Source organism: Shewanella sp. SP1S2-4 (genome assembly GCF_031932075.1).
Classification (GTDB): domain Bacteria; phylum Pseudomonadota; class Gammaproteobacteria; order Enterobacterales; family Shewanellaceae; genus Shewanella; species Shewanella baltica.
The window spans coordinates 347563-370095 of the sequence record NZ_JAUOET010000002.1 but is presented as its reverse complement, the minus strand read 5'-3'; the positions used below and the strand labels follow the sequence as shown (position 1 = coordinate 370095).

The window sequence follows — 22533 nt, the reverse complement described above, 5'->3', positions numbered from 1 at the left end:
CTCACACTTTAGTGTGAGGGCTTTTACATTTAAAGACGAAATGGCAAACGCGATACTGCATCACGTTAAAGCAATTTTGCTCGATTAATCTTTAAAGTTATCAAATTGGAAGGGCTGGCCTAACTCAGACTCGCGTGCCAACGCCATGACAGCTTGTAAATCATCACGTTTTTTACCTGTAACTCGTACTTTTTCGCCCTGAATAGACGCTTGTACTTTAAGTTTGCTGTCTTTAATTAGCTTGACCAGTTTTTTAGCAATTAAGGTTTCTATACCTTCTTTAAACTTCACTTTGAGGGAGAAGGTTTTACCGCTGTGGATGGCTTTCTCATCGACTTCCATCGAAGACGGATCCACATTACGTTTGCTCAGTTGCATACGTAAAATGTCCACTAATTGTTGGCATTGGAAGTCATCTTCAGCGGTTAACGTGACCACATGGTCCTTATATTCCACGTCAGCCGTTTTACCGCGAAAATCGAAACGGGTCGCCAGCTCACGTTTGGTATTATCAACCGCATTGCGCAGTTCAACTTCATTCACTTCTGACACAATATCCATTGAAGGCATAGTTTTTATGTCCCATATCAAATTAATATGCAGCTAGTTTACCCACACACAGGCCTAAGTTGAAGGCAAAGCCTAGAATAAAGCGTAATCATGGATGACTTTAGTGGTGGATTTTCCTATCATTGGGCCACTCTAAGCTAATGCAAACATATTTGTGATAACTAAAAATACCCTATTTAAGCTGGCTTTAGCCGTAGCCTTTGTCGTGATCAGTTATCTGGTATTTTCCAGACCAACCTATTCGCAAAGTATTCCGAATATCGACAAGGTTGGCCATCTTGGGAGCTTTTTTTGCCTCTCCTATCTCTCCTATCTCGCTTTCAGACCTAAGTGGTATTGGCTATCGCTCACATTGGCAAGCTATGCCATTTTAATTGAGCTAGTGCAATCGCGTTTACCCTATCGAAGCGCCTCTGTGGCGGATGTTATCGCCGACTTTGCGGGCATAGCGCTGTTCTACTTTTGTAATTGGGCCTATGGCAAATACTTTCGTGCGGCTCAGTTGCGGGAAGATTAGTTCGAACGCAATACATGGGCGCTGATACAGAAACCTTAAGGCTGCGAATATGACTCATGCTGTGGATATTGCCATTTTAGGTGCAGGTGCCGTTGGGCAACTGATCTGTCGCCAATTGACAGTTGCGGGCATGAATGTCGGTTTTATCGGCCGTAATGCCCTCGAATCTGGCCAGCAAGTACTGAGTTTCACCCCATTAGCGTCTGCAGATGACCATCAACAGGTACAAGCTATCCCGTATTCGGTGCCTATCTTAACTGCCGATGCGCTCGACAATATCCGTCTGGTGATTGTCTGCGTTAAAGCCTATCAAGTGCTCGATGCGCTCTCTCCCTTGCTCAAGCAACTGCCTAGCCAATGCCATATTTTGTTATTACACAATGGCATGGGACCTCATTTAGCGCTGGCACCGCTGATTAATCCGCAAGCCAATGGCAGAGGACTAAGCCTAGGGACAACGTCCCAAGGGGTGTTACGTCAAGCCCCTTGGCAGATTAAGCAAACCGGACAAGGGCTGACTCAACTGGGGCATTTCGCTGGCGCTGAACTGACGGAGCATTATCGCAACGCTTTGCTGGCTGCCATTCCGAGCAGTGAATGGGTCGATGCGATTGTGCCTTGCCTGTGGCAAAAACTCGCAGTCAATGCCGCCATTAATCCGCTCACGGCGCTATATCAATGTCCTAATGGCAAACTAGCTGAGCCAGATTTTAGCGAGGTGATTAAGGGTATTCTCGATGAGTTGGTCATGGTTGCCGCACATGATGGCGTGTCGCTTGATAAATCATTTTTGCACGACAGGGTCTACCAAGTGATCCGCCTAACAGCGGGGAACTTCTCGTCGATGCACCAAGATATTGCGCATCAAAGGCGAACCGAGATAGACCAAATTAACGGCTATATCTGTGAGCGTGCACAAGCGCACGGTTTAAGTGCGCCAGTCAATGCCGAGCTTTGGGTGCGAGTCAAACAGCTAGCAGTTTAAGCGAGCACAACTAGCCTAGCACAACCAAAGTTAATTCACTGTTTAATAAAGATAACCTGTAAATAACGATTTAATTCTCCGCATTCATGCAGCGCATTAAAACGCTGACTCCCCTCGCTTTATATTCACTCGCCACTATCTGCACAGATACTTGCCAGCAGAACTTATCTTGCACCAATAAAACGCACCAAATCAGGGCGATTTGATTCTGTTTTGCACCGTTTTGCATCAATTCTTGATGCTATTTCGGTGCGACTGAATGTTAACGCAATGATAATAAATGCTTTGTTTATATGGCCTGATTCCTGCTTTATTCCAATAAATTGAGTCTGAAGTTTGTTGGAGAGAAAATTGAAACTGGTCACCGCAATCATTAAACCGTTCAAATTAGACGATGTACGTGAAGCCTTAACTCAGCTCAACGTCCATGGCATGACAGTCACTGAAGTGCGCGGCTTTGGCCGCCAAAAGGGCCATACAGAATTGTATCGTGGCGCCGAATACGCAGTGGACTTTTTGCCTAAGATGAAGCTCGAAGTCGCCATTCACTCCGATCAAGAAGAAGCCGTTATCGAGGCCATTATTGCCGCGGCCCATACAGGCAAAGTGGGCGATGGCAAAATCTTTGTGACCGAACTCCAACAAGTCGTGCGCATTCGCACTTCGGAAGAAGGAGTGGATGCCCTATGATACTAGCGAACTTCAGACTTAGTTTTAAATATCTATTGATATTATTCAGTATGTTGGCGACCAATGCTGTCGCCGATGAGGGTCAGTTCAGCGCCGCGAATACTGCGTGGATCTTAAGCTCATCCGCGCTGGTGTTGTTGATGACCTTACCCGGATTAGCCTTATTTTACGGCGGTTTAGTACGCAGTAAAAACGTACTCTCGATATTGATGCAATGCTTCTCTATCGCCGCCCTTGTCTCAGTTTTATGGTTTGCCATAGGTTATTCGCTCGCCTTCGATGCGGGCAATGGATTTATCGGTGGCTTAAATAAAGCATTACTGTCTGGCATTGGCCGAGATAGTCTCAGCGGGGATATTCCTGAGCCCCTGTTTATGCTATTTCAAATGACCTTTGCCATCATAACGCCAGCTTTAATCATCGGTGGCTTTGCCGAGCGAATGAAATTCTCAGCTGTGCTCATCTTTTCAGGGGCTTGGTTATTATTGGTTTATGCGCCGATCACCCACTGGGTGTGGGGCGGAGGCTGGTTAGCACAGCTAGGACTGTACGATTTCGCGGGCGGAACCGTAGTACATATTACCGCCGGGGTTGCAGCGCTCGTGGCGGCTAAAGTGCTAGGTCCGCGCAAAGGATTTTTAAACTCGGCGATTATGCCGCACAACCTGACCATGACAGTCACAGGTGCGGGCATGCTGTGGGTCGGTTGGTTCGGTTTTAATGGTGGTAGCGCGCTCGGCGCCAATGGCACTGCAGCCATGGCGATTATAGCAACTCATCTCGCCGCTTCTATGGGCGCGATGACCTGGGCAGCAATTGAGTGGATTAAATTTGGCAAACCCAGCGCCCTTGGCATAGTCACCGGCATGGTAGCAGGCTTGGGCACTATCACTCCGGCGTCTGGTTATGTTGGCCCAGCGGGCGCCTTAGTGATTGGTTTACTCGGCGGGATCGTGTGTTTTTACTCAACGGTTTATATCAAACAGAAACTTAAGATCGATGACTCCTTAGACGTTTTCCCCGTACACGGGGTCGGCGGTATTCTCGGAACCCTTTTGGCCGGTGTGTTTAGCTCGACCCAATTAGGCGTCTTCAGCGGCTACGGTTTTGCGGCCGTGAACGAAACCATGATAGACCAACTTGGGGTGCAGATTATCGGGGTCGCGGCAACATTCACTTATACAGCAGTCGTCACTTGGTTACTCTTTGTGATAATCCGCAAGCTACTTGGCGGCCTTCGTGTAAGCACAGAACAAGAAGTTAACGGCTTAGATTTATCGGAACACGAAGAAACTGGCTATAGTCTTTAAACGCTTTAGGCTACAACTTAAGCTATAACGCTTGAACAGCAATAAGGGCACCTAGGTGCCCTTATTGCTGACTGATTTTATGATGCTAACGTTTAAAATGCTCGACTAACCATAGCTTTAAATCGGCCAGCTTCATCGGCTTAGCAAAGAGATACCCTTGGAGAAAATGCACTTGGCGACTAGTCAAATAATCCGCCTGCTCCTGCGTCTCCACCCCCTCTGCCACCACGACATAATTCATCTTGTGGGAAAGCTCGATGATAGTATCGAGTACATGGGAAGTGACAGAATCTTGCCCTATGGTATCGATAAAGCATTTATCAATTTTCAGATAGTCTAACGGCATCGTTTGCAGCAGGGATAAAGTGGTTTGCCCTGTACCAAAGTCATCAATTGCCACTAGAATCCCTAACTGTCGCAAGCTTTCAATACAGTGGCAAATATCCGGCGTTAATAATTGCCGTTCGGTGATTTCAATCAACGGCTTAACGCCTATCCGCTCCAAAGAATCCCGCAGATGAATAAATTTCGACTCGATATCATCCTGCGTAAAGTGTTCTGGCGCCACGTTAAACGCAATTCTAAAACCCGGTTCGACCTTCATATCGGCAAAATCTTTTAATGCCCGCTCAAAAATATAGTTGGTCAATGGGACAATTAACTTGCCCTCTTCGGCAATGGGAATAAATAAGTCAGGTCGCACTAAACCCATTTGAGGATGCTGCCAACGCACTAATGCTTCAACGCCCTTGGCCTTACCGTCCTCGGCACAAATCACTGGCTGATAAACTAAGAAAAAACTCTTCGCTCTCTATCCCACTGCGAATGTCATCGGCAAGGGAATGGCGAGTAACCCTTGAATAGAGCGCAAATAGGATAGTACCCGTAATCAAGACTATGCTAACGGGCAAAGAAATGGCCAAAAATATCCAAAAGAAATGCCAGAAAAAGGCAGGTGACATTGCTAATAACACTGAAAAATTGTGCTTATCAGAATCGAGCCTCATCACCTCATTTTTTATAAATCCAAGTGACTCAGGAATCGTTTTACCATTTATAGATAAAGCGACATTGATCACTGCGCTGGGAAACACATTGGGTTGTACAAAGGAGTCTACTAAATATTGCCCTTCAATAATCACAGCAGCGCCGTGCTTGGATATCGGTTCCCAGTTTGATGCCACTATCGCAGGCACCTCAGGCATAAAAGGCGTGCCGCCAATAATAAACTGGTTAGGTATTTCAAGATTTTCAGTGGTACTGACTATGCCTAAAGGAGCATCAATATCACCTGTTTTAGATGAACAATAAACACGTTGCGAATCAAATATTAAAGCTGAGCGAAAGTAAGGCTGGAACAACATATAGTTGTGTAATTCTCTGCACTCACTGTCCTTCAACGCCAATGCATAATGGCTGATTTCATCGGCATGAGAGATCAACGTATCTATGTGACCAACATAAATCCCCCCCACACCTTTGATTTTATCTTCCACAAAATACTGCGCAGAGAGATAACTTGCGACCACAGCAACCCCTATGGGAAACAATATCACTGCCAGCCATTGCCACAATGGCAGATTTAATTTTGCTATTTTTCTTCGCATAGTTCTCTGTTTAGTTCCTTAACTCGCACAGCACTCGGTTAAAAATGGTATCAAAATCTGAGCGGCAAGGTATGTATATGTTTGTATCTCAGTTCATATCAGCTTGATATAAACTGGCTAAATCGAGTTTTATTCTAGTATAAAAAACCAGTATGACATCAATGAGTTTTAATCTATTCCCACATCACTAAAATAGCGGCCATAGCGATAAGCACTAATCCAAGCATATCTTTTATCTTCACTTTTTCCTTCAACCAAAAGCTGGCAATCAAGATCATAAAGAAGACTTCAACTTGGCCTAAGGTCTTTACATAGGGCACGGCCTGCAGCGACATAGCACTAAACCAGCCGATAGAACCTAAACAACTAGCGGTACTGGTGAGTAAGGTAAGCTTAGGTCGCTGCCATAACGCGGCCAGTGTGGATTTATCCTTAAGTAACAGATAACTGACTAACACTAAGGTCTGTAGACTAATCACGAATAACAGCACCCAAGCGGCGCTATGGGGGAAGCCGATATTCAAACACAAACTCGCCTCCCGCACCCAGAGCGATGTCAGCGCAAACGAAGTTCCACAGGCTAAACCAATCAATACCGTATTGAGCGACAGACTTCGAAGACCTTGTTTGGCACTCAACAGAAAAATCGCCACACCACCCAGTAATACACCCGACCAACCTAATGGTGATAAATGAGTGCCAAAAAACACTGTGCCTAATATCGCCGCAACCACAGCTTCACTCTTAGCCAGCCCAGCCCCAATAGCAAAATTCTGCAGCTTAAACAGTTTCACCATCAAACCCGTCGCGAGGATTTGCATCGCCGAGGCGCCTAAGATAAAACCGATAAAACGGCCGCTAAAATCGGGGATACCGACATCCTGCCAAAGATATAAACCTACCAGATACACGGCGGCAATGGGCCCAGCCCAAATAAAACGCGCTAAGGTCACGCCCGCGACACTCACCTCTTTACTCAGCTGGCTTTGAAACGCATTACGCCAAGCCTGCATAAATGCCGCCAGCAAAGTTAGTAAGATCCACATGAAGGTATTCCGTAAAGAATGAGGTCGGCAATAAAGACGAGGGTTAGGCAAACCTCATCATAAAACATTAATGTTTCAGATAGCTACAGGGTTATAGCCATCGGATTATTTCAGCTGAAAAACAAAAGCCCCGAACGAGTCGAGGCTTTGGGATTAAATCATTAAGTCACTAATTCATTAAGTCTTAGCTTGCGATTACTTGCTGGTATCGATTGGATCGAAGGATTTAACCAAATCGTCAATCGCTTTCATTTGCTTCAGATAATTTTCTAACTGATGCAAAGGCAAGGCACATGGGCCGTCGCACTTAGCGTTATCAGGATCGGGATGCGCTTCAATGAATAGACCCGCTAAACCTAGCGCCATACCACTTCGCGCTAATTCGGTCGCCTGTGCACGACGTCCGCCCGCTGAATCGGCACGGCCACCAGGGCGTTGCAGCGCATGGGTCGCATCGAAAATCACTGGGTAGCCAGATTGCTTCATCTCATCCATGCCCAACATATCAACGACTAAGTTGTTATAACCAAAGCTTGAACCACGTTCACATAGGATGATCTCGTCATTACCCGCTTCGTTAAACTTAGTGATGATGTGGCGCATTTCGTGCGGCGCTAAAAACTGTGGCTTCTTCACGTTGATGATAGCGCCGGTTTTTGCCATAGCGACAACCAAATCTGTCTGGCGGGCTAAGAATGCTGGCAACTGAATGATATCAACCACTTCAGCAACAGGCGCACACTGGTGCACTTCATGCACGTCAGTGATCAAAGGTAAGTTAAAGGTCTTTTTAATTTCTTCAAAAATCTTCAAACCTTCTTCCATGCCAGGGCCACGGTAAGAGTTGATTGAAGAGCGATTCGCCTTATCAAAGGACGCCTTAAACACATAAGGAATACCCAGTTTTTGCGTCACTTCGGCGTAGGTTTCAGCAATCGACATAGCAAGATCGCGAGACTCAAGCACGTTCATGCCACCAAACAACACGAAAGGTTTATCGTTAGCAATCTCGATTGAACCTAGGTTTATGATTTTATTACTCATCGCAACTTCTCTCTAAAATGCTGGAACCTTTCCCAGCGATGAACTGAATATAGGGCTAAGGCCGCTATGTCGCAACTACCTGTAAAAGTTGACCACAGAGCCACGCCATGTAAGTCCCTAACGCATAACCAAATACGGCTAACAGCACGCCAACAGGCGCTAAAGCGGGGTGGAATGCTGCAGCAACAACAGGGGCAGATGCTGCGCCGCCGACGTTCGCTTGGCTACCCACGGCCATGTAAAACAGCGGGGCTTTAATCAACTTAGCCACCAATAACATAAAGCCGGCGTGCACTAACATCCAAATAATGCCCACTAAAAAGTACAGAGGCGTGTCGAGCACTTTACTCACATCCATGTGCAGACCAATCGTCGCCACTAAGATGTAAAGGAAAGCTGACGCCACTTTCGATGCCCCCGCCGCCTCTAAATGCCGCACAGGGCTGAAGGACATAGCCAAACCAATGGTTGTGACTATCACCACTAACCAGAAGAACTTAGAGGTTAAACTGTAATCTTCGGTCCAAGGGTAGTTCGCTTCAAAAAATGGTCCAAGGAAATCGGCGGCCATATGGGCGATACCTGTGATACCAAAACCAACGGCGACAATCAGCATAAGATCGCGCAGATTAGGAATGCGGGCATTTTCAGCGTGATACTTTTCAACTTTGTCTTTTAACGCTTCAATTGCTGAGGTATCGGCACCCGTTCTGGCATCAATCTCTTTCGCCTTTGAGGCCATAAATAACAATACGGCCATCCAGATATTGGCGACAATCACATCGACTGTCACCATTACAGAGAAAATATTGCCACCTACCGCATAGATTTCTTTCATCGCGGCTTGATTTGCGCCGCCACCAATCCAGCTTCCGGCTAAGGTCGTCATGCCGCGCCATACCGCATCAGGACCATCAACTCCAATTAAAGAGGGCTCGATGATCGACACTAACAGCAAGGCAATCGGGCCACCGATGACGATACCGACAGTGCCGGTTAAAAACATGATTAAGGCTTTCGGCCCTAAACTTAAAATAGCTTTTAAATCAACGCTTAAAATTAATAAGACTAAACACGCTGGTAGTAAATAACGTGACGCCACAAAATACAGTTGTGAGGTATTACCGTCGATCACCCCAAAGGTATTCAATAAAGAGGGCAAGAAATAACACAATAAAAGGGCGGGAATGAAACGATAAAACTTCTGCCAAAAAGGATGACTACTGCTACTGGTATAAAATACAAAACCTAGAATTGTCGCGAGTATCCCTAACGCCGTGGCATCGTTCGTCACTAAAGCCGTGCTTGTCATGCTAATTTCTCCCTGTTAATACAGTTATTATTTTATTTTTATTAGAGACTTAACCTTTAAGTCCCTGGGTCAAACTTCCATCTGCCCAGTGTTATTATTTTTGCTGATTGGATTGAACAGTTGATAAATAAGAAGAGCCCCGAAAGGCTCTGCTTTAATGGTAAATCTCGGCATGCTCGTTTAATTCTTTGAGCTGCATCTTCACGATTTCGATCACGGGATCGTGGGGGCTGTTATCGACAAAATGCTGCAAATCAGCAGCCGCCACATTAATACAACCCAGCTGCTGCGCGATAAAGGCTCGCTCACGATTAAGGTGCACATCATCGCTATGCCATTGCAACAGGAGACTGCAACATTCCATCGCCGCCTCAAATTGATGCGACACTATGCAACCGGCTTTTAGCTCATGCAGCATACGCGTCAGCAGTTTTTTTACCGTTGCAGGTTTTAAGTAACTCGCCTTAAGCTCGGCCGCATTGCCTAACTCGCCACGTACTAACACATGCAACTGGTGACGGCTGAGCTCCTTGCCCGTCAAAGGGTCCAGATAACTCACTTCACCGGCAATCTTGCAACGCAGCACCGTATTGCCGGGTAGCAATATCGGTTCAAGCTCAAGATCTAACTGCTTCGCCAGTAACATCAAGACAGTTGCCAGCGTAGTGCTATTCCCTTGGCGGCTAATTAAGCAAGTGCCTAAATCCGCTGCCTCAGTACTGAAGTAATTATCGCGGACACAAAAGCCTAAATCCTCGTAAAACCAATGTAACAGCGCATTAAAACGCTGTTGTTGGTCAACCAAGTAATGACTTAATACGGCTCCCGCCATTTCAAACCAAGCCCATTTAGCGGCTTCTAGTTTAGAAAATCCAAGGTGCGCACCTACATCCAATGCCGACTCGGGCAATGAAATGCCATCTTGCAGAGTGTAGTTACCCATTAACCCAATAATACCGCTTGTTTAAAATGAGCCAATTTAGCAGCATAAACCAACCAGCCTATCGCGCCTAAGTAAGCAAACACTTTGAACAACTTGTTTCTGTTCGCCTTTATAGCAATCGCGCCTAGTACAATATAGGCAACCACAGCACCGATTTTTTCGGTCATCCAAGGATCGACAAAAGGAAATTGCTGGATCATAAAACACAGAGTTAAGCCCGACAGCAGTAAGAAAGTGTCGATAACATGGGGCGCTATCTTGAGCAGTTTCTTCTCCATCAAAGCCGATTGGCGCAGATGCAGGACAAAGCGCACGGTAAGCAGCAACACGCTCAACGCGATAAAGGTAAAATGCAGATGTTTAACCGCAGGATATAGACTGTAAAAAGTTTCCATTACGATACTTATGGCCAGTGACAAAGGCGCTAGTTTACCCTAATCCGTGACGGCATACCAATGCCTATCAGCCTAGATAGTCAGAGCTAACATCATAAAAAATCAAACGAGAAGAGACGATGAATTTAAGCTTAATTAACGATGAATCAACCGAGTTCGCCGATGCCGTAAAACAAAAAATTGTCGAATTTAACCAAGCCCAATGGCAAGGGCTTAGCCGTAAGAATCTCGGCATCAAATTACAAGACGCCGAAGGTAAACTGTTAGCAGGAATAAGCGGCAAAACCTTCGGCTATTGGTTGTTAATCGAGTATCTGTGGGTCGATGACGCCCTAAGACACCAAAAAATCGGCACGCGCTTGCTATTAGAAGCCGAAAGCCAAGCAAAAGCGCGCGGCTGCCAATTTGCCCTACTCGATACTTTAGATTTCCAAGCTAAGCCCTTTTATGAGCGCCACGGCTATCGCGTGCAATGGATACAACAAGCCTACCCAGAAACCGGCAGTAAATTCTTTATGGTGAAAGCGTTGTGATGTTTAAGGTTTGCGATCGTCACCTTAACATCTGCTTAAGGTGATTATTTAGAAAACAAAAACGCCATTGGCGATAACCAATGGCGTTCGTTAAATCGGTATAACTGGATAAATATCTTCACTTAAAGCAGCGCGTTATTCCGCCCATTTACCCATAGTACATCTGTCATTGCTGCCAAAGTCTCGCACTGTAGCGACATTCTCATAGCCCAGTTCGATAAGCTTAGCTCTGAGTCTTACCGCCTGTTCGAAGCCATGCTCGAGCAGGATATAGCCGTTAGGCTTTAAGTAATCTCGGGCAGTGTTGGCAATATAATACAGATCGGCAAAGCCTTCCTCGGCGGCGGTTAACGCGCTTTGGGGCTCGAAACGCACGTCACCTTGGTGTAAGTGTTCGTCAGTCTCATCAATATAGGGCGGATTTGAGACGATTAAGTCAAAGTCACGCGACTTTACCGCGCTAAACCAATCACTTTGAAGAATATCGACCTGCGGCAGCTTTAAGTTCTCACGGTTCGCGATAGCCAAAGCCACGGCATCATCGACTTTATCAACCGCCGTGATTTGCCAAGACTCACGCTCAGACGCTAACGCCAGCGCAATGGCCCCAGTGCCTGTACCTAAATCGAGCACTTTAGCGTAGGTAGAAAGCGGCATATTCAAGGCGGTTTCGACCAGAATTTCCGTGTCGGGACGCGGGATCAAAGTCGTGTCGTTGACGATAAAAGGCAGTGACCAAAATTCGCGCTCACCGACAATATGTGCCACAGGCACGCCCTTTTGGCGTTTCTGTACCATTTGCTGGAAGCGTTTCCACTGCTCAACCGTCAGGGATTTTTCAGGCCAAGTATATAAATAGCTGCGACTTTTATTGAGGCAATATAACAACAAAACCTCTGCATCCAGATGAGCGGATTCAGAGGTTGATGCTAACTGCACATAAGCCCATTGCAGGGCTTCGGCTATGCTAGATTGATCTGACAAAACTATCCCTGCTCGTCAGCCAGTGCGGCTAACTGATCGGCTTGATGCTCTTGCATCAGAGGCAATAAAATAGCATCGAGATCGCCTTCCATCACTTCGTTCAAGCGATATAAGGTCAAGTTGATGCGGTGTTCGCTCACGCGGCCTTGCGGGAAGTTGTAAGTACGTACACGTTCGGAGCGATCCCCACTGGCAACCAGACTACGACGGGTCGTTTCTTCGGCGCTACGGCGTTTTTCGTCTTCAAGAGCTTGTATACGTGCGGCCAGTACACTCATGGCTTGGGCACGGTTCTTGTGTTGCGAGCGTTGATCTTGGCATTCCACCACGATCCCCGTTGGAATGTGGGTAATACGAATGGCAGAATCGGTTTTGTTAACGTGCTGACCACCCGCACCCGATGAACGGAAAGTATCAACTTTCAGATCGGCTGGGTTAATTGAAATCGCTTCGGCTTCAGGCACTTCATGCAATACAACTACAGTAACCGCTGAAGTATGCACACGGCCTTGAGATTCGGTTTCTGGCACACGTTGTACGCGGTGACCGCCAGACTCAAACTTAAGTTTGCCATATACGCCGTCGCCACTCACCTTCATGATCACTTCTTTGAAGCCACCATGTTCGCCTTCGTTACAGCTCATGATTTCGATCTGCCAGCGATTTGCTTCGGCATAACGGCTATACATGCGGAATAAGTCACCGGCAAAAATGGCCGCTTCGTCACCGCCTGCACCCGCACGGATCTCAACGAAGGCGTTTTTATCGTCGTCGGGATCTTTTGGCAGTAATAGAATTTGCAGTTCATCTTCAAGATGCTCGAGCTTAGCCTTAGCGGCTTTCATCTCTTCCTGCGCCATTTCGCGCATTTCAGCATCATCTTCTTCCAGCATTTCTTTGGCAGAATCGAGATCGACCTGCGCTTGCTGATAGGCTTTAAAGCCAGCAACAACGTCTTCTAACTGGGCATATTCTTTCGATAACGCGCGAAACCTGTCTTGATCAGAAATGACGCTAGCATCACCCAGCAAAGCCATGACTTCTTCATTGCGCTCGAGCAAGCCTTCCAGCTTGCGGATAACGGATTCCTTCATTTAACTCGCTAACCTTAGTTTTTATCTAATCCAAGCGCTGATCTTAACTGACCGAGAGTATTCAAATCGCCCTGACGACTCGCTGCCGTGAGGGCCTGTGTCGGTGCGTGGATAAGTTTATTGGTCAGGCGATTGGCTAGTTCAATCAATACCTGCTCAGTGTCTGAACCCTGGGCTAATTTATTCAGGGCGCGTTCCACTAACTCATCTTTTACCGCCATGCTCTGGCTGCGATACTCGCGAATACTGTCGACCGACTCTAAAGAACGGATCCAATCCATAAATAGGAAAGATTGTTCTTCAGTAATTACTTCAGCTTGCTCGGCGGCTTCTTTTCGAGAAGCCATATTCTGTTCAATAATGCTATGCAGGTCGTCGACTGTATACAGAAACGCGTCATCCAAATCGGCGACTTCCGGCTCGATATCCCGGGGAACTGCTATATCAACCAATAACATAGGTTGATGGCGACGCTGCTTTAGCGCTTTTTCGACCATGCCTTTACCTAGTATAGGCAGAGGGCTGGCGGTAGAGGATATCACGATATCGGCTTTTGGGAGATAATCTGGTATCTGTGCCAGTGTAATTGCTGTTGCGCCAAACTCCTCACACATGCCTTGAGCGCGTTCTAACGTCCGGTTTGCCACAACCATTGAAGCCACACCGTTGTCTTTAAGATGCTTAGCAACCAACTCTATGGTTTCACCCGCGCCAATCAACAGCACTTTCGTGGTCGATATCGACGAGAAAATATGTTTCGCCATGCTAACCGCGGCAAATGCCACTGACACTGCGGCGGCGCCGATTTCAGTATCGGTACGGACTTTCTTAGCGACTGAAAAGGTATTTTGAAAGAGTCTGTCTATGGTTAAGGCAACCGTTCCAGCCTCTTTGGCCTTAACGAATGCTTGCTTTACTTGACCGAGAATTTGCGGCTCACCCAAGATCAACGAATCGAGCCCAGAGGCCACACGCATCAAATGCCTGACGGCATCCTGACCGTGATAATTATAGAGACAAGGCGCGACGTCCTTATGATCAAGGCCGTGATATTCTTCAAGCCACGCAATAATGTCGGCCTCATCGCCGTTGTTGCAATACAACTCAGTGCGATTACAGGTCGAGACAATAACGGCTTCACCCGAGCGTGTACGACTGGCCAGACTCTTCATAGCGTCATGAATTTTGTCCGGAGAGAAGGCAACTTTCTCGCGCAGGTCTACCGTGGCTGTTTTATGGTTAATACCGATTGCTACAAGGCTCATCTGACTCTTTCTAGATTCTTGGCGACTCTCTTAATAAGGGCATTCTACTGAATCGGCCCAACTAAAAACAGAATACGCTTAACAAAACCGAATAAAGGTCTAACTTCTTACCTAAATTTTCTATCAATGATAGGTAAGGCTGGATTTGCCCCGAAGGAACAAATCTAAGTGACCGCCGATGGAAATTTTACGTTTGGCATTGGTATTCTTTCCAAGCCCTCGTATCATAAGGACTTTGGTATATCAGTCATAGATGAATAATTTGAAGCGCCTCACAAAAACCATTTTCTCTTGTTTTACCTTAAGCGCCCTACTCTTGCTGGCGGGGTGTGAAACCTTGCCGCCGATGACTGACCTAAGCCCAATCACAGTCACGGATGCGCGCCAAGCAACCGCTTGGGAATTACAGGGTAAACTGGCGATAAAAACACCCGACGATAAGCTCAGCGCGAATATCTACTGGCGCCACAGTGAAGATCGCGACGAACTGACACTCACCACTATGCTGGGTACGACTGTGTTGACGCTTAACTCAACCCCGAACTCGGCCCATTTGCATATCGATGGCAAAGACTTTCGCGACGATAATGCCCAGCGTTTACTCGAGCGAGTCAGCGGTTGGTCCATCCCCTTGGCCGATTTACCTTTGTGGATCACAGGCCAAATTGGCCCCAATGATCAGGTCATCGCACGCGATAGCCAAGGCAAACCTAAACAGCTAACCAATACTCAAACCCCACCACCTTGGCAGGTCGCATTTTTAAGTTGGCAATCCCAGAGCGGCGCCAGTGTGCCCCATCAATTAAAGCTTGAACGTGGTGATTTACAACTCAAACTACAGCTGAATCAATGGCAAGCTCTTGGCAAGCCCGCGATCTTAGTAGGAGAACAACCTTAAGATGCCCACTGCAATTTCCCGCAATTGGCCTGCGCCAGCCAAGCTCAACTTGTTTTTACACATTAATGGCCGCCGCGCCGACGGTTACCACGAACTGCAAACCTTGTTTCAGTTTATCGATTGCTGCGACATGCTCGATTTTAAGGTCACTGAAACCCCTGAACTGATTTTGCACTCCAATATGTCGGGCGTTGTCGCTGACAGCGATAACTTAATTCTGCGAGCCGCAAAATCATTACAGCAAACCACAGGCTTTAAAGGCGGCGCTGAGATCTGGCTAGATAAACGGCTACCCATGGGCGGCGGTTTAGGTGGCGGCTCGTCCGATGCAGCCACCACATTAGTGGCATTGAACACGTTATGGCACACCCAATTATCAACCGAAGAATTGGCAAGAATCGGCCTTAGATTGGGTGCCGATATTCCTGTTTTTATTCATGGTTTCGCCGCTTTTGCCGAAGGTGTGGGCGAACGCTTACAAGCGGTAAATCCGAGTGAGCCTTGGTACTTAGTCATAGCTCCCGATGCGCATGTTTCCACCGCCGACGTATTCCAAGATCCACTTTTACCGCGTGATACCCCGAAACTGGCCATAGATACCTTAATGAGCCAACCTTGGGCAAATGATTGCCAAAAACTCGTCGTTTCTAAATACCCTCAAGTTGCCAAGGCATTAGGCTGGCTGCTAGAATATGCGCCGTCGAGAATGACAGGAACAGGCGCATGCGTGTTCGGGGAATTCACACAACAGCAACAAGCTCTCGCAGCCTTGGCGAAATTACCGTCTGAAATGCAAGGATTTGTTGCACAAGGGATGAATCTTTCGCCGCTCATCACGCGACTCAGTCACCCTTAAACTACTTTCTTCTAGGGTAACCACTTAACGATAACGCCTCGGGTTCCTCCCGTCCCTATATCGTCGTTACTCTAGCCACTAAAATATAAAGCAAACGCCTGAGGTTCATACAGTGCCCGACATCAAGCTCTTTGCTGGGAACGCCACCCCCAGTCTCGCTAAAAAGATAGCCGATCGTCTATTTTGCAAACTCGGAGACGCAGTGGTTGGTCGTTTCAGCGATGGTGAAATCAGTGTCCAAATTAACGAAAATGTACGTGGTGCAGATGTGTTCATCATCCAATCCACTTGCGCGCCGACAAACGACAACCTGATGGAACTCATCGTGATGGTTGACGCGCTGCGCCGTGCATCTGCTGGCCGTATCACAGCAGTTATTCCTTACTTTGGTTATGCTCGTCAAGACCGTCGCGTTCGTAGCGCCCGTGTACCTATTACTGCAAAAGTCGTTGCCGATTTCCTGTCTAGCGTGGGTGTTGACCGCGTTCTGACCTGTGACCTGCACGCTGAGCAAATCCAAGGTTTCTTCGACGTTCCTGTTGATAACGTATTCGGTAGCCCAGTGCTGCTAGAAGATATGTTAGCGAAGAACTTAGATAATCCAGTCGTTGTTTCTCCAGACATCGGTGGTGTTGTTCGCGCTCGCGCAGTAGCAAAACTGTTGGATGATTCTGATTTAGCGATCATTGATAAACGTCGCCCACAAGCGAACGTTGCTCAAGTTATGCACATCATTGGTGATGTTCAAGGTCGTGACTGCATTATCGTTGACGATATGATCGACACAGGCGGCACTCTGTGTAAAGCGGCTGAAGCCTTAAAAGAACATGGTGCGAACCGCGTATTTGCTTACGCAACTCACCCAGTGTTCTCTGGCAAAGCGGCTGAAAATATCGCTAACTCAGTGATTGATGAAGTGATTGTGACTGACACTGTTCCTTTAAGCCCAGAAATGTTAAAAGTGGCTAAAGTGACTCAGTTAACTATGTCTGCGGTACTGGCTGAGGCAATTCGTCGCGTAAGCAACGAAGAGTCTATCTCTGCCATGTTCCGTCACTAATAGTTCTGTCACTCATTATTATAGTCACTGAACTTTCTGACTAATCTGAGTGGTTCCAATGCACAGTGTGCTGTTTTAACGAATCACTAAGCTTGCAGAGCTAATCACTCAGACATAAAAACGCACTCCTCGGAGTGCGTTTTTGTTAGTGTATTTTCTAAGCTAGCTTCTGCTCATTAGATTAGAGTTGGCTTTTAAATATTAGATTTTAAAATTACTGACCGCACGGAATAAGAATTCAGCCTGCGCTTTCAGCTCATCCGATGCCGACGCATTGGCATCTGCCGCATGGGAGGATTCTTCGGCGATATCGCGGATCACCACCACGTTCTTGTTCACTTCGGCCGCCACCATGCTTTGCTCTTCAATCGCCGCGGCAATTTGAGTACTCATGTCCATGATGTTACGCACATCGGTATTAATAAGCTTGAGTAACGCACCAGCGCTAGCAGCCTGCTCCGCACTCTCAACGCCTTGTTTTTGGCTCGATTCCATCAATTGCACAATCGAGCGAGTACGCGTCTGTAAGGTCTGAATAATGTTCGCAATCTCTTGGGTTGACGATTGAGTCCGCATCGCTAAGTTACGCACCTCATCGGCAACCACGGCAAAACCACGGCCCTGCTCACCCGCACGCGCCGCTTCAATCGCCGCATTCAAAGCCAAGAGGTTAGTCTGCTCAGCAATACCGCGGATCACATCTAACACGCTACCGATTGTCTCGCTGTCACGTTCCAGCTCATTAACGACCGCAGCAGAGCTATTGAGCTGCTCAGCAAGTGACTGGATTTTATGAATCGTTTGCTCGACTTCTAATTGGCCACTTTGCGCATTATCGTGGGTCTGGCCCGCTTTTGATGCCGCTAACTCAGTTGTTTTAGCAATTTCGTCAATGGTTGCGCCCATTTCAGTGATCGCCGTTGCAACCATGTCAGTCTCATTGAGCTGTTGACCTACGCCTTCAGAGGCAAGCATGGCATTTTCGGATACGCGCTTACAGGAGGTGTTAATTGTCGCGACCGACTCTATCACTTGCTCAATCAGTTGCTGGAAGCTACTCACCATACTATTGAAATGCAGTGCAATTTCGCCAAGTTCATCTTGCGTTGACGCATCGCATCTCAAGGTCAGATCTTTACTCACTTCGATGCGAGCAATGATCTGCGTGATACGCTCAACCGGCGCGATGATACTGCGGATAATTAGATAGGTGATGAAAGATAGCAGCAACGTGATAAATATGAACACAGCAATACCTACATTAACGCTGCTGCTCTCAGCATCATCAATCGCCTTAAGCGCTAGGTTATGTAAGTCATTCGCGCTGCTTTCAATTTGTAGGTTGGCCGCGACAAGACGCGCCATAGTGCCATCTTTCTCGGTCAAACCGAGTTGCTGCTCTTTATTGGTTAAGCTTTTAAAATCTTTCTGATACTGAGTAATAAGCTCTGCAATTTTATTTTGGGTATCAGCATCTAAGCTCGATGAACGCAGTTTGTCATTAAACTTGCCAATATTGGCATCGAAGGTTTCAACATAACTTAGCTCACGGCGCAGCATAAAATCTTTTTCATTACGTCTCAGTTGCAGCATAGCCACTTCGAGTTCGAGCTGATTGTATTGCTTAAGCAGCGTTTCAACATTGTGCACCGCAGAACGCAGTGTGCCGTACAACCCCGTTTTGGGTGTTAAGCCAATCTCCTGCTGTAGCTGCACCACTTCAGAGAAAGCAACTTGATACTGATTTAAATTCCTGTCGAAACTTTCAAGCGATGCCTTGGACACACCGTATTCTTTAAAGACTCTCTCTAATTCTGGGACAATGCTATCGATTTTCATGTGGCTTTGCTTGTGTAGCTCGGCATATTTTAAATCCTTGCGAGCGAAGAAATCCTTTTCGTTTTTACGCAGAATTAAGACGTCGCGCTCTAACTCAAGCACATTTTGAGCGGCATGGGAGAGCTCAGACTTAACCGAATTTGAATGGAGTTGTAATCCAAACATGGCAACTAATGCCGAAATAGACACAGCTGCGCTGAGTAACAACTTTGAGCGGATAAACATAGAAAGTCCCCGAATAAATAATCTATCTTAAAAAGATAGCTGGAAATTAGGCCTTTAACAGCGTAAGTGTAGCAATACATGAAAAGTTCATATCAAATACTCTAACAATTTGTGGATTTAAGCTCCCATACCGTGAGCACCTCATTATTTTTAGCTTAGTTCATCAAGGTGATATCGACATATTTTGCAAAGTAATGCGTATTAACTTTGTTAAATATACCGTCTCAACGCTGATATAAATATCACCATACCAACTGGTATAAAATGAATAACTTCATCAGCTTAACTGTATATTTTCGGGCGAATTCTACTACAGATTACAAAAATGTTACGCTGGATAATGAATCTTAATAAAATATATTTTTTACAGTTCCAAACCTTTTGCAGCATTCAGTGCGTCAAAATTACAACACTTAATAATTATGGCAGGGAATGACAGTGACGGCAGGGAGACTCCCACTCAATAGCGCAATGTCTGACTTTGAACTGGTCACCTTAGCCAGCCAAGGCAACAGAGCCGCCTTTAAACTGCTGTATCAGAGCCATCACCAACGTATTTATGCCCTATCACTGCGCCTTTGCGGCCATAAAACTATGGCGGAAGAAATTACCCAAGAGTGTTTTATTTTAGTGTGGCAGAAGTTGCCGCAATTTCGAGGTGAGAGTCAGTTTTCGACTTGGTTACACAGCATTTGTGTCAATCAAGCCTTGAGCAGTATTCGTAAACAACAATCATTCTGGGCACGATTTATCCCACTGGAAAATGAGACTGAACCTATGAGTTCAGATGAAAGTTATAGCGGATTAGATAAGTTGATTTTCAAACTGCCGCAGCGGGCACGCATGGTGTTCGTACTCTGCGCCATCGAAGGTTATCAACACGATGAAATCGCTGACTTGCTTGGCATTGCCGTCGGCACTAGCAAGACCCAATACCATAGAGCTAAGCAACTACTACAGGAGATGCTGTAATGACGCTAACGCCGCTTTCCCGTGAACAACAGCTTGAGCAACTGATCAATAGCGCTCCCAAAGCAATGCCGCCCACCCATGATCTGTGGCAAGGCATTGAAAAGCGTATGGACAAACCGCTTATGTCCCAAACACGCCAATCCCAGAACGGCCGACTGTGGGCAATAGCCGCCTCCTTTATCATGCTAGTGGCATTGGGATATAGCCAATTGCCTTATTTCAATCAATTAACCACACAGCAGACAGAGCTTGCCCAAAACTCAGCTATGCCAGAGCAACAAGGGGATGCGGCCTTACAGTTACTGTTAACCCAAATCGCGGCATCGCACCAAGCGCAAGTGGATAACCTAGAGCAGACAACGAATGCGCTAGCTTGGCAAACCAGCAGTTTCAGCGCGCCCGTTGAGCAAGGTTTGGCGGAACTAAGACGCGCGGCAACCCAGATTTACCAAGCTTTACAAGCAAATCCAACCGATAAACAACTTTGGCAACTCTGGCTTTGGGTGCAGCAACGTGAGCTAGACCTATTGCAACAGGGCCAAAAACTACCCATTAGAAACTCGACACAAGGAAACACCCTATGAGTAACCTCAATCTCACTAAAGCCAGTCTATTGGTTTCGACACTCTATTTAGGTTTGATGGGCAATGTGTTCGCAGCGCAAAGTGTTGATAAACAGCTTAATATTAGTAGCGACACCCAACTGCAGATCAAAGTACAGCGCGGCGATGTGACGATTCAAACCTGGGATAAGAGTGAAGTCAGCGTCACAGGTACACTCGATGAATTGAGCGAAGGCTTTGTGTTCGAGCAACAGGGAAACAGCCTCAATATCGAAGACAAAATGCCCCGCCACTACAATGGCAGTAATGACAAAGGCTCGCAGCTCACCATTAAAGTGCCAAAGACAGTAAAACTCAGTGCAGATACTATTTCAGCAAATCTGCAAGTCGCCGAAGCCCAAGGTGAACTCGATTTGAATACCGTCAGTGGCGATATCAAAGCTAACAACCTTAGTGGTAAACCTGAGTTGCACACAGTCTCAGGCGACATCATCACTCAAGCACTCGATGGTAAAGTGAAATTAGAGACAGTATCAGGCACGATTCAAGACACTGACAGTAAAGGGGAAATGAACTATCGCCTCGTAAGTGGTGACTTAAAAAGTCAAACTCAGGCCGAAAAAGTGATGGTTGAACAAGTTTCTGGCGAAGTGAATGCTAACTTTAGCCTCGCTAAGGAAATCCTACTCAGAACCGTCAGCGGTGACTCAAAAGTGTCACTGGCGAAAAACTTCAACAGAGCCAATTTAGAAAGTGTGAGTGGCGATATCATAGTGACTTTTGCCGATATGCCGGATGCCAGCTTTGACTTAGACGGCGGCCCAGGTGGCAAGATCAAAAATACCTTAACCCAAGATGAACCTAAAAAGCAGAAATACGTGCCACGCGCCGAGCTGTCATTCCAAACCGGTTCGGGGACTGCCAGTGTAAAAATGAACACTATCAGCGGTAATTTGGTTTTAAAGAAGCAGTAATCAGTCAGATTTTATCGCACCAATAAAAATGCCGCCACGAGTCAAACTCGGGCGGCATTTCTGTAGATTCCTTGAGTTAAACGGATGCTATTTCTTCGGCGGTCAAATAACGCCATTCACCCAGCGCTAAGGCGGGATCTAATTCAATTTGGCCTACACTTTCACGGTGTAACCCTTGCACGTAGTTGCCCACCGCAGCAAACATACGTTTCACTTGATGGTACTTACCTTCAGTGATGGTGAGTCGCACTAATTGCGGCTCAATAATCTCCAGCAATGCAGGCTTAGTTAAGCCATCTTCACCGCGCAATTCAATACCAGCGGCAAACACTGCAATCAAGCCAGCATCCACAGGTTCGGCGAGTTGCACTAAATAGCGTTTACCGCATTCTTTCTTCGGTGAAGTGATTTTATGCGACCACTGCCCGTCGGTCGTGATCAGCACTAGCCCTGTGGTATCGGCATCTAAACGACCAGCAATGTGCAAGGTTTCAGGCTTTGGCACATCCACTAAGCTCAATACCGATGGATAGGTTTCATCAATCGTTGAACAAATCGTATCGACCGGTTTGTTGAGCATTAAATAACGTACACCCACTAAAGCGATAGGCTCGCCCTCGAGACAAACACGCATACCTTCAGTCACTTTAAAGCCCGAGTCTTTGACGACTATGCCATCGCAAGTGATATCACCGCGATGTAGGGCTTTTTTCGCTAATGAGCGAGTCAGTGGGGTACTCTCACAGATAAATTTGTCTAAACGCACGTTAATACTCAACTTCAATAAAGAAAACTGCCATATTATGAGGCCGACCACTTCAAAGGGCAAAGAATTGCTGCTCAGCACGCGA

General features: G+C 46.6%; 22 protein-coding genes and 1 pseudogene. 11 read left to right on the top strand and 12 right to left on the bottom strand.

Features of this window, described 5'->3' with window-relative positions:
- Positions 1-84: 84 nt before the first annotated feature.
- Positions 85-570, bottom strand: a complete 486-nt coding sequence (locus Q4Q52_RS03830) for a YajQ family cyclic di-GMP-binding protein (protein WP_006080274.1) — start codon at positions 568-570, stop codon at positions 85-87.
- A 154-nt stretch (positions 571-724) separates the two neighbouring features.
- Between Q4Q52_RS03830 and Q4Q52_RS03825 the strand changes: the two genes are divergently transcribed.
- The 4 genes from Q4Q52_RS03825 to Q4Q52_RS03810 all read left to right on the top strand — a co-directional run bounded on the left by Q4Q52_RS03825 (position 725) and on the right by Q4Q52_RS03810 (position 4072).
- Positions 725-1087: a VanZ family protein gene (locus Q4Q52_RS03825; RefSeq protein WP_107949082.1), complete on the top strand. Its 363-nt coding sequence runs from the start codon at positions 725-727 to the stop codon at positions 1085-1087.
- A gap of 49 nt (positions 1088-1136) precedes the next feature.
- Positions 1137-2072: a 2-dehydropantoate 2-reductase gene (locus Q4Q52_RS03820; RefSeq protein ID WP_311989875.1), complete on the top strand. Its 936-nt coding sequence runs from the start codon at positions 1137-1139 to the stop codon at positions 2070-2072.
- A 351-nt stretch (positions 2073-2423) separates the two neighbouring features.
- Complete coding sequence (locus Q4Q52_RS03815; protein ID WP_006080270.1) at positions 2424-2762, top strand: P-II family nitrogen regulator; 339 nt, start codon at positions 2424-2426, stop codon at positions 2760-2762.
- Entirely contained in the window at positions 2759-4072 is a 1314-nt protein-coding gene (locus Q4Q52_RS03810) for an ammonium transporter (RefSeq protein ID WP_311989874.1), read from the top strand. The genes Q4Q52_RS03815 and Q4Q52_RS03810 overlap by 4 nt, the downstream gene beginning before the upstream one ends.
- A gap of 85 nt (positions 4073-4157) precedes the next feature.
- Here the strand turns inward: Q4Q52_RS03810 and Q4Q52_RS03805 are convergent.
- From Q4Q52_RS03805 to Q4Q52_RS03780, 6 genes and pseudogenes are all read right to left on the bottom strand, one after another.
- Positions 4158-5679, bottom strand: a pseudogene (locus Q4Q52_RS03805) (EAL domain-containing protein).
- A gap of 173 nt (positions 5680-5852) precedes the next feature.
- Entirely contained in the window at positions 5853-6725 is an 873-nt protein-coding gene (locus Q4Q52_RS03800; RefSeq protein WP_311989873.1) for a DMT family transporter, read from the bottom strand.
- A gap of 195 nt (positions 6726-6920) precedes the next feature.
- Positions 6921-7769, bottom strand: coding sequence for a 3-deoxy-8-phosphooctulonate synthase (kdsA, locus tag Q4Q52_RS03795; protein WP_071938555.1), 849 nt, complete (start codon positions 7767-7769; stop codon positions 6921-6923).
- Between the two features lie 64 nt (positions 7770-7833).
- Positions 7834-9081, bottom strand: coding sequence for a DUF819 domain-containing protein (locus Q4Q52_RS03790; protein WP_011845831.1), 1248 nt, complete (start codon positions 9079-9081; stop codon positions 7834-7836).
- A 154-nt stretch (positions 9082-9235) separates the two neighbouring features.
- Entirely contained in the window at positions 9236-10024 is a 789-nt protein-coding gene (locus Q4Q52_RS03785; RefSeq protein WP_006080264.1) for a SirB1 family protein, read from the bottom strand.
- Positions 10024-10419 (bottom strand): SirB2 family protein, encoded by a 396-nt coding sequence (locus tag Q4Q52_RS03780; protein WP_006080263.1) that lies wholly within the window; start codon positions 10417-10419, stop codon positions 10024-10026. Before Q4Q52_RS03780 ends, Q4Q52_RS03785 begins: the two co-directional genes overlap by 1 nt.
- Before the next feature lie 119 nt (positions 10420-10538).
- On the opposite strand from Q4Q52_RS03780, the gene Q4Q52_RS03775 reads away from it, so the two are divergent.
- Complete coding sequence (locus Q4Q52_RS03775) at positions 10539-10952, top strand: GNAT family N-acetyltransferase (RefSeq protein WP_259214898.1); 414 nt, start codon at positions 10539-10541, stop codon at positions 10950-10952.
- 135 nt (positions 10953-11087) lie between these two features.
- Here the strand turns inward: Q4Q52_RS03775 and prmC are convergent, their stop codons facing one another.
- From prmC to hemA, 3 genes are read right to left on the bottom strand one after another with little or no spacing between them, the layout of a single operon-like run.
- Entirely contained in the window at positions 11088-11936 is an 849-nt protein-coding gene (prmC, locus tag Q4Q52_RS03770) for a peptide chain release factor N(5)-glutamine methyltransferase (RefSeq protein WP_006080260.1), read from the bottom strand.
- Between the two features lie 2 nt (positions 11937-11938).
- The gene (gene prfA, locus Q4Q52_RS03765; protein WP_006080259.1) at positions 11939-13030 is read right to left on the bottom strand and encodes a peptide chain release factor 1; all 1092 of its coding nucleotides are present in this window, start codon (positions 13028-13030) and stop codon (positions 11939-11941) included.
- Positions 13031-13044: 14 nt separating this feature from the next.
- Positions 13045-14295 (bottom strand): glutamyl-tRNA reductase, encoded by a 1251-nt coding sequence (gene hemA / locus Q4Q52_RS03760; RefSeq protein ID WP_006084077.1) that lies wholly within the window; start codon positions 14293-14295, stop codon positions 13045-13047.
- A 253-nt stretch (positions 14296-14548) separates the two neighbouring features.
- Here hemA and lolB point away from each other — a divergent pair, with 253 nt between their 5' ends.
- The 3 genes from lolB to Q4Q52_RS03745 all read left to right on the top strand — a co-directional run bounded on the left by lolB (position 14549) and on the right by Q4Q52_RS03745 (position 17109).
- A complete protein-coding gene (gene lolB, locus Q4Q52_RS03755) occupies positions 14549-15193 on the top strand; it encodes a lipoprotein insertase outer membrane protein LolB (protein WP_311987351.1) in 645 nt (214 codons plus the stop codon).
- A gap of 1 nt (position 15194) precedes the next feature.
- Positions 15195-16049, top strand: a complete 855-nt coding sequence (ispE, locus tag Q4Q52_RS03750; RefSeq protein WP_259483036.1) for a 4-(cytidine 5'-diphospho)-2-C-methyl-D-erythritol kinase — start codon at positions 15195-15197, stop codon at positions 16047-16049.
- 112 nt (positions 16050-16161) lie between these two features.
- Positions 16162-17109, top strand: coding sequence for a ribose-phosphate pyrophosphokinase (locus Q4Q52_RS03745; RefSeq protein ID WP_006080255.1), 948 nt, complete (start codon positions 16162-16164; stop codon positions 17107-17109).
- 201 nt (positions 17110-17310) lie between these two features.
- Here Q4Q52_RS03745 and Q4Q52_RS03740 read toward each other — a convergent pair whose 3' ends face one another.
- Positions 17311-19173 (bottom strand): methyl-accepting chemotaxis protein, encoded by a 1863-nt coding sequence (locus tag Q4Q52_RS03740; RefSeq protein WP_311989872.1) that lies wholly within the window; start codon positions 19171-19173, stop codon positions 17311-17313.
- 438 nt (positions 19174-19611) lie between these two features.
- On the opposite strand from Q4Q52_RS03740, the gene Q4Q52_RS03735 reads away from it, so the two are divergent.
- From Q4Q52_RS03735 to Q4Q52_RS03725, 3 genes are read left to right on the top strand one after another with little or no spacing between them, the layout of a single operon-like run.
- Positions 19612-20145, top strand: coding sequence for an RNA polymerase sigma factor (locus Q4Q52_RS03735; RefSeq protein ID WP_311989871.1), 534 nt, complete (start codon positions 19612-19614; stop codon positions 20143-20145).
- Complete coding sequence (locus Q4Q52_RS03730) at positions 20145-20729, top strand: anti-sigma factor (protein ID WP_311989870.1); 585 nt, start codon at positions 20145-20147, stop codon at positions 20727-20729. Before Q4Q52_RS03735 ends, Q4Q52_RS03730 begins: the two co-directional genes overlap by 1 nt.
- Complete coding sequence (locus Q4Q52_RS03725) at positions 20726-21682, top strand: DUF4097 family beta strand repeat-containing protein (RefSeq protein ID WP_311989869.1); 957 nt, start codon at positions 20726-20728, stop codon at positions 21680-21682. The genes Q4Q52_RS03730 and Q4Q52_RS03725 overlap by 4 nt, the downstream gene beginning before the upstream one ends.
- A gap of 76 nt (positions 21683-21758) precedes the next feature.
- On the opposite strand, the gene rsuA is transcribed toward Q4Q52_RS03725, so the two are convergent.
- Positions 21759-22511, bottom strand: a complete 753-nt coding sequence (gene rsuA / locus Q4Q52_RS03720) for a 16S rRNA pseudouridine(516) synthase RsuA (RefSeq protein ID WP_311989904.1) — start codon at positions 22509-22511, stop codon at positions 21759-21761.
- Positions 22512-22533: the final 22 nt, after the last annotated feature.